Annotated in this window: 14 protein-coding genes; 9 read left to right on the top strand and 5 right to left on the bottom strand. The window is 62.8% G+C overall.

The window, feature by feature from the left end; genetic code table 11:
- Positions 1 to 28: 28 nt before the first annotated feature.
- Positions 29 to 1114: a phosphate ABC transporter substrate-binding protein PstS gene (gene pstS, locus AC0L2B_RS00980; RefSeq protein WP_473743752.1), complete on the bottom strand. Its 1086-nt coding sequence runs from the start codon at positions 1112 to 1114 to the stop codon at positions 29 to 31.
- A 456-nt stretch (positions 1115 to 1570) separates the two neighbouring features.
- On the bottom strand, positions 1571 to 2311 hold the full coding sequence (locus AC0L2B_RS00975; protein ID WP_473743750.1) for a 2OG-Fe(II) oxygenase: 741 nt from the start codon (positions 2309 to 2311) through the stop codon (positions 1571 to 1573).
- 184 nt (positions 2312 to 2495) lie between these two features.
- Here AC0L2B_RS00975 and AC0L2B_RS00970 point away from each other — a divergent pair, with 184 nt between their 5' ends.
- The 4 genes from AC0L2B_RS00970 (at position 2496) to AC0L2B_RS00955 (ending at position 7472) form a co-directional block, all read left to right on the top strand.
- Positions 2496 to 3893: an NfeD family protein gene (locus tag AC0L2B_RS00970; protein ID WP_473743748.1), complete on the top strand. Its 1398-nt coding sequence runs from the start codon at positions 2496 to 2498 to the stop codon at positions 3891 to 3893.
- Positions 3890 to 4654, top strand: coding sequence for a slipin family protein (locus AC0L2B_RS00965; protein ID WP_287222902.1), 765 nt, complete (start codon positions 3890 to 3892; stop codon positions 4652 to 4654). Before AC0L2B_RS00970 ends, AC0L2B_RS00965 begins: the two co-directional genes overlap by 4 nt.
- Positions 4655 to 4952: 298 nt before the next feature.
- Entirely contained in the window at positions 4953 to 5483 is a 531-nt protein-coding gene (locus AC0L2B_RS00960) for a putative pterin-binding protein (RefSeq protein ID WP_287180430.1), read from the top strand.
- Between the two features lie 21 nt (positions 5484 to 5504).
- Entirely contained in the window at positions 5505 to 7472 is a 1968-nt protein-coding gene (locus tag AC0L2B_RS00955) for a putative bifunctional diguanylate cyclase/phosphodiesterase (protein WP_473743746.1), read from the top strand.
- 352 nt (positions 7473 to 7824) lie between these two features.
- On the opposite strand, the gene AC0L2B_RS00950 is transcribed toward AC0L2B_RS00955, so the two are convergent.
- A complete protein-coding gene (locus tag AC0L2B_RS00950) occupies positions 7825 to 8091 on the bottom strand; it encodes a hypothetical protein (protein ID WP_023799099.1) in 267 nt (88 codons plus the stop codon).
- Positions 8092 to 8239: 148 nt separating this feature from the next.
- On the opposite strand from AC0L2B_RS00950, the gene AC0L2B_RS00945 reads away from it, so the two are divergent.
- From AC0L2B_RS00945 to AC0L2B_RS00925, 5 genes are all read left to right on the top strand, one after another.
- Complete coding sequence (locus tag AC0L2B_RS00945; RefSeq protein ID WP_287222911.1) at positions 8240 to 9175, top strand: hypothetical protein; 936 nt, start codon at positions 8240 to 8242, stop codon at positions 9173 to 9175.
- Positions 9176 to 9310: 135 nt separating this feature from the next.
- A complete protein-coding gene (locus tag AC0L2B_RS00940; RefSeq protein ID WP_473743744.1) occupies positions 9311 to 10171 on the top strand; it encodes an FAD binding domain-containing protein in 861 nt (286 codons plus the stop codon).
- Positions 10171 to 10647: a (2Fe-2S)-binding protein gene (locus tag AC0L2B_RS00935; protein WP_027154241.1), complete on the top strand. Its 477-nt coding sequence runs from the start codon at positions 10171 to 10173 to the stop codon at positions 10645 to 10647. The genes AC0L2B_RS00940 and AC0L2B_RS00935 overlap by 1 nt, the downstream gene beginning before the upstream one ends.
- Positions 10648 to 10649: 2 nt before the next feature.
- Positions 10650 to 12926, top strand: a complete 2277-nt coding sequence (locus AC0L2B_RS00930) for a xanthine dehydrogenase family protein molybdopterin-binding subunit (protein ID WP_473743742.1) — start codon at positions 10650 to 10652, stop codon at positions 12924 to 12926.
- Positions 12914 to 13159, top strand: a complete 246-nt coding sequence (locus AC0L2B_RS00925) for a MoaD/ThiS family protein (RefSeq protein WP_023799104.1) — start codon at positions 12914 to 12916, stop codon at positions 13157 to 13159. Before AC0L2B_RS00930 ends, AC0L2B_RS00925 begins: the two co-directional genes overlap by 13 nt.
- A gap of 345 nt (positions 13160 to 13504) precedes the next feature.
- Here the strand turns inward: AC0L2B_RS00925 and AC0L2B_RS00920 are convergent, their stop codons facing one another.
- On the bottom strand, positions 13505 to 15061 hold the full coding sequence (locus AC0L2B_RS00920; protein ID WP_473743740.1) for a serine hydrolase: 1557 nt from the start codon (positions 15059 to 15061) through the stop codon (positions 13505 to 13507).
- A 126-nt stretch (positions 15062 to 15187) separates the two neighbouring features.
- Entirely contained in the window at positions 15188 to 15370 is a 183-nt protein-coding gene (locus tag AC0L2B_RS00915) for a hypothetical protein (RefSeq protein ID WP_413468436.1), read from the bottom strand.
- Positions 15371 to 15484 lie beyond the last annotated feature (114 nt).

Below are 15484 nucleotides of genomic sequence, written 5' to 3'. Positions count from 1 at the left end.
GCGCGAAGCAGCGGCCTGGCTCTTCCGCTCAGTTTCCGACCGGCTCCTGCCTTGCCCAGTATTGCTCGATCCGGGCGACGAGCGCCTTCGGCAGCGGCACGTAGCCGAGTGCGGCGGCGTCATCAGCGCCGTGGGCGAAGGCGAGCCGGAAAAGGTCGTGCACGCGGCGATAGCGATGTTCCGAACGGCCCGAGACCTGAACGACCGCGAACACCGCCGTGCTGATCGGATAGGCGGCATCGCCGTCTCGATCGGTCAGCGAGGCGAAGAAGTCGGTCGTTTGCGCCCAGTCGATGGATGTCGCGGCAGCTTGCACGCCCTGCGGCTCCGGCTTGACGAACTTGCCGGCTCTGTTCTGGATCAGCGCGTAGGCAAGGCTGGCGCGCTGGGCCTGGCCGGATTCGGCATAGGCGATCGCGCCCTTCGTGTCGTGCACGGCTTGGATGAGGTTCTGTGTGCCTTCCGCGTCAGTGCCGAGCGGCCACGAGATCAGTGTATTTGCGCCGTATTTGGCCTTCCATTCATCGCTGACCGCCGACAGATACTGCGTAAAGACAAAGGTCGAGCCGGAGCCATCCTTGCGGTGAACGACGCTGATCCTGAGATCGGGCAGCGTCACATCCGGATTCACCGCCTTGATCGCGGGATCGGACCATGACTGGATCTTGCCCAGATAGATGTCGGCCAGCAGCGGCCCGGTCAGGCGAAGGCTTCCCGGGCCGATGCCGTCGAGATTGACGACGACGGCGATGGCGCCCATCACGATCGGAAACTGCTGTCGGCCGGCCTTCTTGAGTTCGGCGCCATTGATCGGCGCATCCGTCACGGCAAAGTCGATATCCGGCTGATCGAGACGCAGGACGCCGGCGAGCGAGCCGACGATTTCATAGTCGACCTTCCAATCGGGCGAGACATAGTCGCCGCCGTCGGCGCGGGCGCTCTCGTAGGCCGTTGCCCATTTGCCGATGATCGGGGCGGCCAGTGTCGATCCGGCGCCGCGGATAGGCTCGGCCTGCGCAGCGGCCCCGATCATCAGGCCAACAGCAAGCGTGATGGCGCCGCTGATCTTCGCTGATTTGCGCCGTAGTGACGCAAAGCTTGCTGGAAACATCATGGCGACCCCCGACGCGCGAACAAATAGCTACTTTTCAGTCTTGGCAGATATCGACAGTCATCCGCCCGGCGAACGAACGCCGTCAGAGAAACAACATCGCTCACCGTATGAACCTTGGTTAACGATTGGATGACAAAGATCTTTGTGGGCGAGATTTTTGTTTTCCGCGATTGCCGCGGTTGCCTGAAGAATTGTTCGGCAGCCAATCGCTTCAGCTTTGCGCTGCCCCTCACCTGCCTGCCGGCACCCTCTCCCCGTATAGTGACGGGGAGAGGGACGCTCTCATCGATGGTTTCGCCAATCACCAGCGTTGCAGAATATCCGCCACGGTGCGACCAGTCCCTTCTCCCCGTCACACGGGGAGAAGTGCCCGGCAGGGCGATGAGGGGCGGCGCCGACTCCGACAACTGATCCCCTTGGCACGAAGTTGCTGGTCGCCTCCGCGCAGGGACAGCCCTATTTCGCGTCGTGGAAGATGATGCCCACCGTATGGCGCAGGCCGGAGCGAATCCGGCTGACGCCGTGCCTGAGATTGACGCGGTAGCCGCCTTTGCTGCCCTGGACCGGACGATTGTGGACCGCGAAGGCGACTGCGTCGCCCTGGCGCAGCGGCACCACCTCGGCGCGGCTCTGCATGCGCGGGCGCTGTTCGGTCAGCACGAACTCGCCGCCGGTGAAATCCTTATCCGGTTCGGACAGCAGGATTGCCACCTGCAGCGGGAACGCAAGCTCGCCGTAGAGATCCTGATGCAGGCAGTTGAAGTCGCCGGGACCATATTGCAGCAGGAGCGGCGTCGGCCGCGTCTGGCCCTGCTCGTGGCATTGCTTGAGGAACGCGGCGTGTTCGTCCGGGTAGCGCTGCGCGACGCCCATGCGTTCGTTCCAGTCGTTGGCGACGGCGGCAAGGCGCGGATAGAGCGCGGTGCGCAAGCCGCCGATCAGCTCGGGCAAGGGATAGCGGAAATAGCGGTACTCGCCCTTGCCGAAGCCGTGCCGCGCCATGTGGACATGGCTGCGGAAATGGCTTTCGTCGGGATACAGCCCGGCGATCTCCCGGCATTCTTCTGGTGTCAGCAGCTTTTCCATCACCGCGCAGCCATAGAAGCTCATCTCCTCGGCCAGTGCCTGCCAGTCATATCCGGCGACGCGCGCTTCCGCCGATCGGACCGCTGCTGCTGGAACCGTGTGCATGGTCATAGCTCTGCTCCTCTGGCTTCATCGGCTTCTGCCATCAGATGGGTGAAGCAGCGCACACAAACCACCCGTTTCCTGCCAACCGGTTTAGGCACAACGCAAGGTTGCCATGGATCAGCTTCACCGCCGCGACGCAGCATGGATTTTGGCAAAATCGAGCCCATATCCCTGATAGGGAGCTTTGAGCGTGAAACTCGCGCGTGTAGCCCTGATTGCCGCGGCTTTTGTAGCCGCTGTGGCTGTTTGTTCTTCTTCCGCAGCAACAGGAGAAGCAAACGGCCAGGGGAGCACTGCGCTGCGCATCGAGATAGACGGCGCCATCGGTCCGGCGAGCGCCATGCAGTTCGAGGAAGCGCTGGCGGTGGCCGCAGAACGGAACGCCGAGGTTTTCATCCTGCAGATGAACACGCCGGGCGGGTTGGTCACCAGCATGCGTGAGATCATCGCCGACATCCTCGCCTCCCCGGTTCCCGTCATCGGCTATGTCGCGCCCGCCGGCGGGCATGCGGCGAGCGCCGGAACCTACATCCTCTACGCAACCCATGTGGCGGCGATGGCGCCCGGCACCAATCTGGGCGCGGCAACGCCCATTGAGATGGGCGGGCCGATGCCATCCTTTCCGGGCGACGACAAGAACAATGGCCCGGAAGCCGGCAAGGACCCGAAGAATCCACCGGCGGGCAATGCGATGATCGCCAAGGCGACGAACGACGCGGTTGCCTTGATCCGCAGCCTGGCCGAACTACGCGGGCGCAATGCCGATTGGGGTGAAAAGGCGGTGCGCGAGGCGGCCAGCCTGTCGGCCAGCGCCGCACTGCAGGAAAATGTGATCGACTTTGTCGCCCGCGACACGACCGAACTGCTTCAGCTGGCCGACGGCCGGACGGTCGAGATCGCCGGTAGAAAAAAGGTGCTGGCGACCAAAGGGCTGCCGGTTGAAACGCTCGAGCCTGGCTGGCTCATCCGGCTTCTCGCCGTCATCACCGACCCGAACATCGCCGTCATCCTGATGCTGATCGGCGTTTATGGCCTCGTCTTCGAGTTCACCAGCCCGGGCGCTGTCGCGCCAGGCGTGATCGGCACGATCTGCCTGCTGCTCGGGCTCTATGCGCTCAATCTCCTGCCGATCAGCTATGCCGGCCTTGCCTTGATGCTGCTTGGCATCATCTTCCTCGTCGTCGAGGTCTTTAATCCCACAGTGGTGCTTGGGCTGGGAGGCGTGGCGGCGTTTCTGCTGGGCGCTGCCATGCTGCTCAGGATCGAAGGTCCCGGCTTCGAGATGTCGTGGGCCGTCATCGGCACCGCCGCCATCCTGACGCTCGGCCTGGCGCTGCTGACCGGCAGCTACCTGTGGGCGGCTCGCAAGAACGTTCCGCGTGTTGGCGCCCAGGCCATGCAAGGGCTGCCGGCCAAGGTCCTCGACTGGGAGGGCAGCGAGGGCCACGTGCTGGCCCGGGGTGAGCGATGGCGGGCGAAAGCCGACGAACCCATAGCAGTGGGCGACAGCGTCGAGGTGGCTGATATCAGGGGCCTCGTGCTGACGATACGGCGCCGCAATGCGCGAAGCGATGGAGCAAGGCAATGATCATCGGTTACATGGCCTATCTGGTGGCAGCGCTCGTCGTGGTCATGTTCCTGTCCGCGGCCATTCGCATCCTGAGGGAATATCAGCGCGGCGTGGTTTTCACGCTCGGCCGCTTCACCGGGGTCAAGGGGCCCGGCCTGATCATCCTCATCCCCTTCGTGCAGCAGATGGTGAAGGTCGACCTGCGGGTGGTGGTCCAGGACGTGCCGCCGCAGGACGTGATCTCGCGCGACAACGTCTCGGTGAAGGTTAACGCGGTGCTGTATTTTCGTATCGTCGACGCCGAGCGGGCGGTGATCCAGGTCGAGGACTTCATGACCGCCACCAACCAGCTGGCACAGACCACGTTGCGCTCGGTGCTTGGCAAGCATGAGCTCGATGAAATGCTGGCCGAACGTGACAAGCTCAACAGCGATATCCAGGAGATCCTAGATCAGCGGACCGATGCCTGGGGCATCAAGGTCTCCGACGTCGAGATCAAGCATGTCGACCTCAACGAGAACATGGTCCGCGCCATCGCCAAGCAGGCCGAGGCCGAACGGCTGCGGCGTGCGAAAGTGATCAATGCCGACGGCGAACAGCAGGCGGCGGCAAAACTCGTCGAGGCCGGCAAGATGCTGTCCGAGACACCGCAGGCCATGCAGCTGCGCTATTTCGAGGCGCTCCATGACATCGCCGGTGAGCGCTCATCGACGGTGGTGTTTCCGGTGCCGATGGATCTGCTCGGCCATTTCATCAGGCCGACCGGCGAGAACAAGTGAGTTCGAAGGCCGGCGATCCTTCAACCCCTCTGCCCTGGCAGGCATCTCGCCCCACAATAATGGACCACTTCGTGGGGGCGAGGAACCCAAGCTGGAATGAGGCCGCGATCCTTCATGCCGGCCATCTCCGCCACGAGCGGGGAGATCGGCAGGTCGCCGCTGCGCGCCAATCAACCGTTCGTTGGCCGAACAGGGCTAACGGAAAAATCAGACATTCATGGCAATGTTGAACCCGCCTGCCCGAATGAAAGTCAGGCGACGGCTGGGTGCTGGCCCATCGAGAAGAAAAGGATTGCGCATGTCATCCTTGCTCAACACCGGACTATCATCGCTCAAGCGCAGTCTGATCATGCTGGCAGTCCTGGCCTTTTGCATCTTGCCGGCCGGGGCGTTGGAGCCCGTTGATCTCCCGGAATCGCCAGACACTGTGGCCTTCAATGTTCAGAACAACGGCAAATCGGTCCCAGTCACGTTGCGACAGCTGGAAAAGCTCGGTCTCTACCGGGTCACCACCGCAAGTCCATTTGAAAAAGGGCAGCTGACATTTGAAGGCGTCCTGTTCCGCGACGTGCTCAAGCTCGTTGGATTGGAAGGCGAGGATTCCGTTGTTCTGCGGGCGGTGGACGAATATGTGCAGATAATTCCGCGCCAGGATTGGACGGAAGGTCCTCTCCTGCTTGCCACCCGCCAGAATGGAAAATTGCTGACCCGGCGCACGCAAGGTCCGACCCGGCTGGTCTATCCGCTCAACGACCACCCGGCCTTCGACACGCCAGTCCACAAACCACGGTGGGTCTGGCTGATCAAGACGCTCGAGCCTGGCGGCTGATCGAGCTCCGGCGTGGCTCGAATGGCACGCTTTGAAGGCTGGCGCGTTCCCGTCACCTACGGGACCGCCATCGCGGCTGCAGCAGCCAGCTCTGCGGTCCTGATCACCGTACTGTTTCTCAGCCTCAGCAAGATCGAATATTCGCTGCCGCGGTTCGGCTTTTTCGCCATCCGCGAGTTCCATATTGCAATACGCGATGTAACTCACCTCAAGGACATGACATCGCTCGCCAAAGCCGCCCCCGGCTCTGCAGACAGCCTTGAGCAGTTATCAGCGGCGAACGACCTGGTCTACATCCGCTTCAAGCGGATCGACGGCACCGGGACGGCAAGCGAGATTCCCGCCTACGCAAGTATCGTTCCGCGTATCGTTGACGCGGTGACACGGCTTGATGCCATGATTGCGGCCGGGCTGCCTCTCGACGAAAAGATTTTGAAGGAAATGGGGTTGGAGCTCGAGCATCTCGTAGCGAGGATGAACGACGAATATTACAAATATGGAGATGAGATCAACGTGGATCTCTATTCGGCGGAAAAAAGCCTGAAGAGATTCAACTACCAGATTGCATTCGCTCTGGCGGTCTTGTCGCTGCTGGCGATCGGAACTGCCGTATTGCTTATCGGCCGTCGGGAAACGATAAGGAAACTGGAGTTTCTGGCCTGGCGCGACGCGACGACGGAACTGAAGAACCGTGCCTGGATGTCAGCCAACAGGGACGTGATGCTGGACCGGGCAAGGCTGGCCGGCAAGCAACTCCGGCTTTTCCTGATAGATTTGGATCATTTCAAGAGCGTGAACGATACGTTCGGTCATCACATCGGTGATCTCTTGCTGAAAGCCGTCGCCGAAATCCTGCAATCGGTCGAACGGCCCGACGACGTTGTCGCCATCCGTTTGGGCGGTGACGAGTTCGCCGTCATGGCGATCGGGGACCGGCACGCGGCAGCCGATGCTCTCGGAAATCGGCTTCGCGAGCAATTGAACCGGTTTGCCGAACTCGCGGGCCACCACGTGCGGATGGGAGCCAGTATCGGCATGGCGTGTTTCCCCGAACATGGTTCGGATATTTCCACCCTGTTGCGCAACGCGGACAGCGCTCTTTATGTCGCCAAAGCCGAAGGACGCTCTGGCTTCGTGACGTTCTCGCCTGCAATCCTCAATCAGTTCGATATGCAGCTCGGCCAAGAAGCTGGGATTAAGCGTGCGCTTAACTGCGACGAGTTCTTTCTGGTTTGGCAACCGCAGTTCGAGCTGGCAACCGGCCGCATGATCGGCGCCGAGGCGCTGGTGCGCTGGCGCGATCCCGCTTCGGGCGCGATTCGTCTGCCGATGTCATTCATTCCAGTTGCCGAACGAAGCGACCTGATACTGGAAGTCGACAAGGTCGTGCTGAGCAAGGCTTGCCTGCAGGCAGCTCGATGGGCGCCTGTTTCTGCCGATGATTTCGTTTGCTCGGTCAATCTGTCGGGCAAAAGCCTTCAGAACGATGCGTACTTTGCCCACCTTGTTCTGGTGCTGCAACAAACAGGACTGCCGCCGTCGCGCCTGCAACTGGAAATAACGGAAGGGGTGCTTATCCAGAACAGCCGAAACGCCTTGAACATGCTGACGGAAATTCGAAATATCGGCGTCGGTCTGGCACTCGACGATTTTGGCTCCGGCTATTCAAGCTTCGGCTACCTTGCCGACTTCAACCTCGATCGGCTAAAGATCGACCGATCGTTCTTGAGCGGTCTGGAAGCGTCGAAGAAAAAACAGAACGTCGTTCGAGGCATTATAGCGCTGGCCAATTCGCTCGGCTTGACCGTTCTGGCAGAGGGGGTGGAAAACGAAGCGCAGCTCGATTTCCTGATCGCCGAGCATTGTCACAGCGCTCAAGGGTTTTTCCTGTCACAGCCGATCGAAGAAAATCTGCTGACGAACCACCTGGCCGCGAGGCAAGGCAGGATGAGAGATACGGACAAGTTCAGGCTGGGTATTTCTGCGTAAGGGTCGCTGCCGACCCAACCCAGAATGGTTCGAGCTTTTTCGCGGAACGGGGTGGTAGCGTTCGGGTCTGGGCCGTAGCATTCTTCGGCTGAGGTAACGGCATGGATCCCAGGGTCTGCGCCGCGCCGCTTCGCTCCTTGCTTCGCCTAGGATGACGAAGTGGAGGGGTGTTTCGGCCAATCTCCAACGTTTGCGATCTGCCAGTGAGATTTGCCACCGACGGTTCGCAGCCGATGGCAGACTTGCGGCTCGAAGGACATGAGAAGGTAGGCCGCAGCGACTGACGAGATCGACGTGCGCAACGAAATGTCGAACGAGCAACACCGCCCTGAAGTGCGTCAGCTGCGAAGTCCTATGCGAACAGGCCGACTGCTCGATCGTAAAAATGGTCGAGGGCGCAGCGCCTGGCGGCAATCCGGGCGGCTTCAAGCAATTCCTCGCGGCCCGAGGCGCCGTCCTTGTAGGTTGCGATGACCACACGCGCGATCCTTTCGGCGTCCTCGTTGTCGAGCTCCGCTTCGCCGGACCGCAAAGTTTCCCGCACCACACCCCTCAAAAGATCCAGTTCAATGGTTGAAAAGACGCCCATATAGGGCGCGGATTTGCACTCCACGGCCATCTGAATTCCTCCCACTGTCACGATATCAAACACGCGGCAGATTACAATTAAAGTATTAGGCGAGCGCACGCTTTTGGGGGCGCCCGTAGGCGTTGAAACGGAATGGGATTAGTCTGCGCGGTCTCGGGCTTCAGGACGCGGCAAAAGAATGGATTTCAGTTCAGGGCAAGGCTATTTCCTCATCGGCGGCCTCATCCTGGTTGGTGCCGGGCTGCTGATCCTTTCGCTGATCGTCAATGCTCGTGTGGCGCACAGCGTGCGCCACGACATGCGCCATCGTGAAAAGCTGCTGGAGTATTATCGCAACATCTTTTCCCAACTCGGCGTGATCCTGATCGGAATTGGCGTTTCTCTGTTCATCTTCTTTTTTCAGCAGAATTATCAGGAGCAGCGCAAACGCGAAACCGAGCTCCAGCTGGTTCTCGCCAAACTGGCCGCGCGCATTGCTCGCGGGGCGGCCGTCGTCGAATACCTCAGCGAATTCGATGCGCTGCTGGATGATGGCGGACCCTATATCAGTCCGGAACTCGGTGGAACCAACGCCGCGATCAGCGCGCACGGGGCGGAAGTCGGCAAGCAGGTCGCCGAGATCCTTTTGGTTGAGCGCGATGTTGAGGTTCAAGGGTTCGAGATCCTGAACCTGTCGCGCGACTTCGAGGCATCGTTCGTCGTCAACGAGCTCGATCCCGCGCTGTGGTTCAACATCGTCCGGGATGAGAGCGAGATCAAATATGCCACCACTCAGCTCGCCCTCGACTACAAGGACCTGCAGGATGCGATCGGCGGAGACTCGATCGCGGTTGCGATCGCAAATCCTGAAAAGGAGGCAAAGATCAAGCAGGAGGTGCTCGACATCTTTTATGATGCCGACCTCTTGCGCCAGCGCAGCCGGAGACTTCTCGGCCGTGCGTGCTGGCTTTTCAGCAAGGGGCGCAGCTTCGTCAAGCTTGGACCGGTCGACGAGATCGAGGCCGAAGCCAGGTCGCACCAGGAATGGATCGATCGGTCGAAACGCTTCCTGACGCAGTTGAAGTCGGGAAGCGGCGATTGTTTCAAATTGCTCCAGTTCAACCCGGCGCCCTGAGTTGAGAACGCGCCGGCAAGATGCCCGCCGCCCCGCCGCGGCCTGGCCTAATCGCTGCTCATGCAGAACCGGATGACCATTCCGATCCAAGGCTCTATAACGGGCCGACAGAATTGCGATGATCAAGGGGAGACGATGCGCTACATACGTCCGCTTTCAATGGAAGATGCCGTTGGCCAGTTGGCCGGTTCGCCCGGCACCGCCGCCATTCTCGCCGGAGGCAGCGACCTCCTGGTGAGGATGAAAGGCGGCTTTATCGAGCCCGACCTGATCGTCGACATCAAGGCAATCGACGGACTGGGCGAGATCAGGGAAACGGCGGAAGGCTTCAGCATCGGTGCCGCGGTGTCCTGCGCCCTGATGGGAGAGAGCGCGGCCTTGAACCGGGAATGGCCGGGCGTCGTCGAAGCGGCCAAGCTGATTGGCTCTAAACAGGTGCAGGGTCGCTGCACGATCGTCGGCAATCTTTGCAACGCCTCGCCGGCGGCCGACAGCGTGCCGGCGCTGGTGGCCGCCGGCGCCAAGGCATTGATTGTCGGACCAGGAGGCAGGCGCACGGTCGCGGTGGAGGCAGTGCCGACCGGGCCTGGCAAGACGTCGCTCGCCAAGGGAGAAATCATCGAGGCGATCCTGCTCGACAGGCGCGCGCCGCGCTCCGGCGATGCCTATCTGCGTTTCATTCCACGCACGGAGATGGACATCGCCGTGGTCAGCGCCGGGGTGAACCTGACGCTCGACGAGCAAGGTGTCGTCAAATCGGCCCGCGTGGCGCTGGGTGCCGTGGCGCCGACGGTGCTGCTGGCGGAAGAGGCGGCCGAGGCCCTCATCGGCAGGAAACTTGATGAAGCAGCACTTGAGCGGCTCGCCAAGGTCTCCTCGGGGGCCTGCCGCCCCATCGACGACAAGCGGGGCACGGTCGAGTTCAGAAGAAAAGTTGCGGGTGTGCTGGCCAGGCGGGCCGCCACGACCGCCTATGCGCGTGCAGGAGGCAAGTGATGGCCGCAATTGCAGTCTCAACGACGATCAACGGCGACAATGTCGAGTACCTTTGCCACCCGGACGAGACGCTGCTCGACGTGCTGCGCGACCGCCTCGGGCTGACCGGCGCCAAGGAAGGCTGCGGCACCGGCGACTGCGGCGCCTGCAGCATCATCCTCGATGACCGGCTGGTATGCTCGTGCCTGGTGCTTGGCGCGGAGGCCGAGGGCCGGCGCGTCGAAACCATCGAGGGCATGGCGCACGGCGACAGGCTGCATCCGCTGCAGCAGAAGTTCCTCGAACACGCAGCGCTGCAATGCGGCGTCTGCACGCCGGGCTTCCTGATCGCGGCGAAAGACCTGCTGGCCAAGAACCCCGACCCGACCGAGGAGGAAATCCGCTTCGGCCTCGCCGGGAACCTCTGCCGCTGCACCGGCTATGACAAGATCGTGCGCGCCGTTCAGGACGCCGCAAGCGTGATGAAGGGAGCCTGACGATGAACTTCGATCCGCGCTATTCCGGACGCAATTTCGCCTCCGTCGGCACGCGTCCCATCCGCCCCGACGGCGTCGACAAGGTAACGGGCCGCGCGCGCTATGGCGCGGATTTCAACATGGCCGGCCAGTTGGTCGGGCGTGTCCTGAGAAGCCCGCACGCGCACGCCACGATCAGGAAGATCGACACCTCGAAGGCGGAGAAGCTCAACGGCGTGAAGGCGGTGATCACCGCGGCCGACCTGCCCGACCTCACCGACGGCGATGCCGCCATGTACGACATCCTCGACAACTGCATGGCGCGCAAGAAGGCGCTCTATGACGGCCATGCGGTGGCCGCGGTCGCCGCGGTCGACGCCCGCACGGCAAGGCAGGCGCTGAAGCTGATCGAGGTCGACTATGAAGTGCTGCCGCATGTGACCGATGTCGACGAGGCGATGAAGCACTCGGCGCCCGTGCTCGACGACACCATCTTCACCGAGGGCCTTGAGCAAAAGCCCGTCAAGCCGTCCAACGTCACCAAACGCAGCCAGTACGGCCATGGCGACATCCATGAGGGATTTGGCCAGGCCGATTACGTCGTCGAACGCTCCTTCAAAACCGAGCAAACGCACCAGGGCTATATCGAGCCGCACGCCTGCGTGGCGAGCGTCAGTTCCGACGGCACCGCCGACCTCTGGGTCTGCACGCAAGGCCATTTCGTCTACCGCCAGCACTGCGCTCAGCTGCTTGGCATGGAAGCCTCCAAGCTGCGCGTCACCTCGTCGGAGATCGGCGGCGGTTTCGGCGGCAAGACCCACGTCTGGGCCGAGCCGGTGGCGCTGGCGCTCTCGCGCAAGGCCGGCCGGCCGGTCAAGCTGGTGATGACGCGCGACGAGGTGTTCCGCGCCTCCGGGCCGACCAGTGCCACCTCGATCGACGTCAGGATCGGCGCCCGCAAGGACGGCACGATCACCGCGGCCGAGGCGACGCTGCGCTATTCCTGCGGCCCCTATGCCGGCATGTGGGCCGAGCTCGGCGCCATGACCGCGTTCGCCTGCTACAATCTCGCTAACGTCAGGACGGTCGGCTACGAAGTGCTGGTCAACCGGCCAAAGACGGCGGCCTATCGCGCGCCATCGGCGCCGATGGCGGCGTTTGCAGTGGAAAGTGCCGTCGACGAGTTGGCCAAGGAGATCGGCATGAATCCGGTCGAGTTCCGGATCAGGAACGCCGCCCAGGAAGGCACCCGATCGTCCTACGGCCCGGTTTACGGCCCGATCGGCATCGGCCCGACGCTGGAGGCGGCGAAGAACCATCCGCACATGCAGGCGCCGCTGGGCAAGAACCAGGGCCGCGGCATGGCTTGCGGCTTCTGGTTCAACTTCGGCGGCCAGACCTGCACCGACCTCAACATCGGCATGGACGGCTCGGTCTCGCTTGCCGTCGGCACGGTCGATGTGGGTGGTTCCCGCGCGTCGCTGTCGCTGGTGGCGGCGGAGGAACTCGGCATCGCCTATGAGCAGGTCAAGGCGGTGGTCGCCGACACCTCCAGCCTCGGCTACAACGACATGACGGACGGCAGCCGCGGTACCTTCTCCTCCTCGATGGCGACGATCTCGGCCGCCCGCAGCGCTATCAAGGTCCTGCGCGAACGCGCCGCGCAGATGTGGGATGTTCCCGTCGACGACGTGGTCTGGGAAAACGGCCACGCCATCGCCAAAGGCGAGAAGTACGGCAATCTTGCGGCGCTGTCTCTGAAGGAGATCGCGGCCGGGTCAGGAAAGACCGGCGGGCCAATCGCCGGCCACAGCGAGCTCGTCGCCGACGGCGCCGGCGTCTCCTTCGCCACCCATATCTGCGATATCGAGGTCGATCCGGAGACCGGCGCCACGAGGGTGCTGCGCTACACGGTCGTGCAGGATGCCGGCAAGGCGGTGCACCCGACCTATGTCGAGGGGCAGTACCAGGGGGGTGCCGCGCAAGGCATCGGCTGGGCGCTCAACGAAGAGTACGTCTACGGCAAGGACGGGCGGCTGCAGAACCCCGGCTTTCTCGACTACCGCATCCCGGTCTGCTCCGACCTGCCGATGATCCACACGCAGATCCTCGAGATCCCCAATCCCAACCACCCTTACGGGGTGCGGGGCGTCGGCGAAACCTCGATCGTGCCGCCGCTGGCGGCGATCGCCAATGCGGTGTCGAACGCCGCGGGCGTGCGGATGACGCATATCCCGATGTCGCCGCCGCGGATTCTCGCGGCGATCGAGGCGGAACGGGGAGGCCGATGGTCGAAGTAACGCTCTGGGGATCGCTCGGCGCAATCGCCGGAGGCAAGAGCAAGGTCGAGATCGAGGCGAAGGATATTCGGGAGCTGTTCAGGAAGCTGGCTGAGCAGTATCCCGGCTTCGAGCCCTACATCGACCGCGGCATCGCAGTCGCCATAGACGGGGTTATCTATCGCGACACCTGGTCGAAGGAATTGCCGCAGGGGGCGGAGATTTTTCTGCTGCCGCGGCTGGCTGGGGGGTGAGTGGCACCACCTCACGGCCAAGCCCCAGCCTGTAACGGCTCTCTGTAGCGATCCTTCGCGCCCCCCCCTCTGTCCTACCGGACATCTCCCCCACTTGGGGGGAGATCGGCAGCTTCGCGGACAGCGTCCTTTTTGCAAGGTTGGTGGTTGGCGAAATCATTGGTGAAGGCCAATCTCCCCCCTTGTGGGGGAGATGTCCGGCAGGACAGAGGGGGGCGCTGTCCCTCCGCGATCAAAGGTTCTGCACCGCAGCAGCGCTCCAAGGTCACGGAATGGCTCCCCGGGTCTGCGCCGCGTCGCTTCGCTCCTTGCTCCGCCCCAGGATGACGAAGGCGCAGAGGAACTCTAGTCTCCGACGCGCTGCAGCGTGCCGAGATTGTTATCGTTGAGAAACTCTATGGTCATGGCCGACGCCTTGCCGTCGGGGCCGATGTCGAAGCCTACGCCCGAGGACCTGTCCGGCGTCTCGGCGTCCGGGAAGGTCAGGAAGAGGTCGCCGTCGAAATGCTTCAACGAATAGGACCGGGCGCCGGCTGGCCCGACCTTGAGCCCAAGAGCGTCCCCCGCAGTCGACACGACCGCATCGCCGATGAAATCGTTGGAGTAACGGCCCGCATAGGCGCTGGCCGGCCGAGCCGGACTTGCCGGAGACGGTGGCGCGGCATAGGTGGCCTTGGCCGCCGCGATTGCCGGGCCGAACAGGCTCGCATAGGCATCGTCCCATGCCTTGACCCAGTCCTTCTCGACCCTTCCGTCAAAGGCGAGATCGGCGAAGCTCTCGGACAGGCCTTCCGGCACGCCTGTCGAAAAGGCATTGGCGACGATGACGATGCCAAGCTTCTCCTCCGGGAAGAGCGTCACCAGGGTGCGGGCGCCGACGCTGAAGGCGCCGGCATGGCCCCAGCTCAGGCCGTGACGGCCGAATTCGACATTCCAGCCGAGGCCGTAGAAGGACGTGCCGCCTGAGACGGGGTTCTTGCCCCGTTCCATCAGCGGAACATGCGTCTGGTCCAGCGCATCGGCCTTAATGAGCGTCTCGCCGGCATAGACCCCATTGCCGAGCACGAGGCGCACCCATTGCGAGAGATCGCGCGCCGTGGAGCTGACACCGCCCGCGGGCGCCTGCGCATCCGCATCGCGCTTTACCTTCGCGGCCCAGACGCCGTCGATCTTGACGTGGAGCGCAACGCGATTGGCATGCTTGATGAAGTCCGCATGACGGGAGCTGGTCGAAACCATTTTAAGCGGCCGGTAGAGTTTCTCCTCGGCGACCTCTTCCCAGGACTTGCCTGTCGGCTTCGCGGCCGCGACGGCACCCTCGGTCAGTCCGAAATTGCTGTAGGAGTAGCCGGCGCGAAAGCTCGACGATGGCGACACGAACCGCAGACGACGCAGGATCTCCGCGCGATCGTAGCCAATGTCCTCAAGATCGTCTCCGGCGGTGCCGGGAAGCCCGCTGCGGTGCGAAAACAGGTCGCGGACCGTGAGTTCACTGGTCGGATAGGGCTCGGCGAGCCGGAAGGCCGGATCGAGATCGACGATTTTCCCATCCCAGGATACGATGCCTTCGCTGACCAGCGCCGCCACTATCGTTGCCGAGACTGGCTTGGAGAGGGAGGCGATCTGGAACACCGTGTCGGCGTCGACGGTCTCCGGCTTGCCGGCCTCGCGACGCCCGAACCCCTTGAGAAAGACCACCTGGTCGCCATGCACGACCCCGATGGCGAGACCGGGTACGGCACCGTCCGCGACGACACCTTCGGCGAGCAGTTCGAACTTCGACAGGGCGGCAGTGATCCGGTCGGGCGTAAGGCTGTCGGCCGACGCCGCCTGCGGCGAAAGCACCATGACGGCGATGAAGGCCAACGTCCCCCAACGGCGGAAATTCCGACCCAACCCCACGCTCGAGCTCCTCCCCTGCAAGCACTGTCATACTACAGGCCGACGCAGGGAAGCCCAGCCCTCGCCTGCGCGATACAGCAAAGTCCGCTGCGCGACGCCAAGCGGCCATCCCCGGGAGCCAACCGGTCAAAAATATCGAACGGACCATCGCTCGGCGGCGACGACCGTCATGAAGAACCCGAACGACAACAGCGATGAGAGCACGATAGCGGCGTCGAGCCGGTCGGACCAATAGTTGAAGGTCGCGTCGACGATCGTCGCCAAGACCTTGTCGGACCCGATCCATTCGCCAACGATCGCGCCGATCACCGCGGTCGCATCGCGGCGGTAAGCCGCCGGAGGCGGCGCCTAGTGGATGCTATGGGGCGAGCGGCGAGGGTGTGGCATCCTTCGGCGCTGTCAAAACCACCATCAGAAGGAGGC

The organism is Mesorhizobium sp. WSM4815 (assembly GCF_055811575.1).
The sequence above is the reverse complement of the archived record's forward strand: the minus strand, read 5'-3'. Positions and strand labels throughout refer to the sequence as shown.

Coding starts and splice junctions, on each gene's coding strand:
- pstS (WP_473743752.1), bottom strand. CDS start 1,114: ATGATGTTTCCAGCAAGCTTTGCGTCACTACGGCGCAAATCAGCGAAG.
- AC0L2B_RS00975 (WP_473743750.1), bottom strand. CDS start 2,311: ATGACCATGCACACGGTTCCAGCAGCAGCGGTCCGATCGGCGGAAGCG.
- AC0L2B_RS00965 (WP_287222902.1), top strand. CDS start 3,890: ATGATCATCGGTTACATGGCCTATCTGGTGGCAGCGCTCGTCGTGGTC.
- AC0L2B_RS00960 (WP_287180430.1), top strand. CDS start 4,953: ATGTCATCCTTGCTCAACACCGGACTATCATCGCTCAAGCGCAGTCTG.
- AC0L2B_RS00955 (WP_473743746.1), top strand. CDS start 5,505: ATGGCACGCTTTGAAGGCTGGCGCGTTCCCGTCACCTACGGGACCGCC.
- AC0L2B_RS00950 (WP_023799099.1), bottom strand. CDS start 8,091: ATGGCCGTGGAGTGCAAATCCGCGCCCTATATGGGCGTCTTTTCAACC.
- AC0L2B_RS00945 (WP_287222911.1), top strand. CDS start 8,240: ATGGATTTCAGTTCAGGGCAAGGCTATTTCCTCATCGGCGGCCTCATC.
- AC0L2B_RS00940 (WP_473743744.1), top strand. CDS start 9,311: ATGCGCTACATACGTCCGCTTTCAATGGAAGATGCCGTTGGCCAGTTG.
- AC0L2B_RS00935 (WP_027154241.1), top strand. CDS start 10,171: ATGGCCGCAATTGCAGTCTCAACGACGATCAACGGCGACAATGTCGAG.
- AC0L2B_RS00930 (WP_473743742.1), top strand. CDS start 10,650: ATGAACTTCGATCCGCGCTATTCCGGACGCAATTTCGCCTCCGTCGGC.
- AC0L2B_RS00925 (WP_023799104.1), top strand. CDS start 12,914: ATGGTCGAAGTAACGCTCTGGGGATCGCTCGGCGCAATCGCCGGAGGC.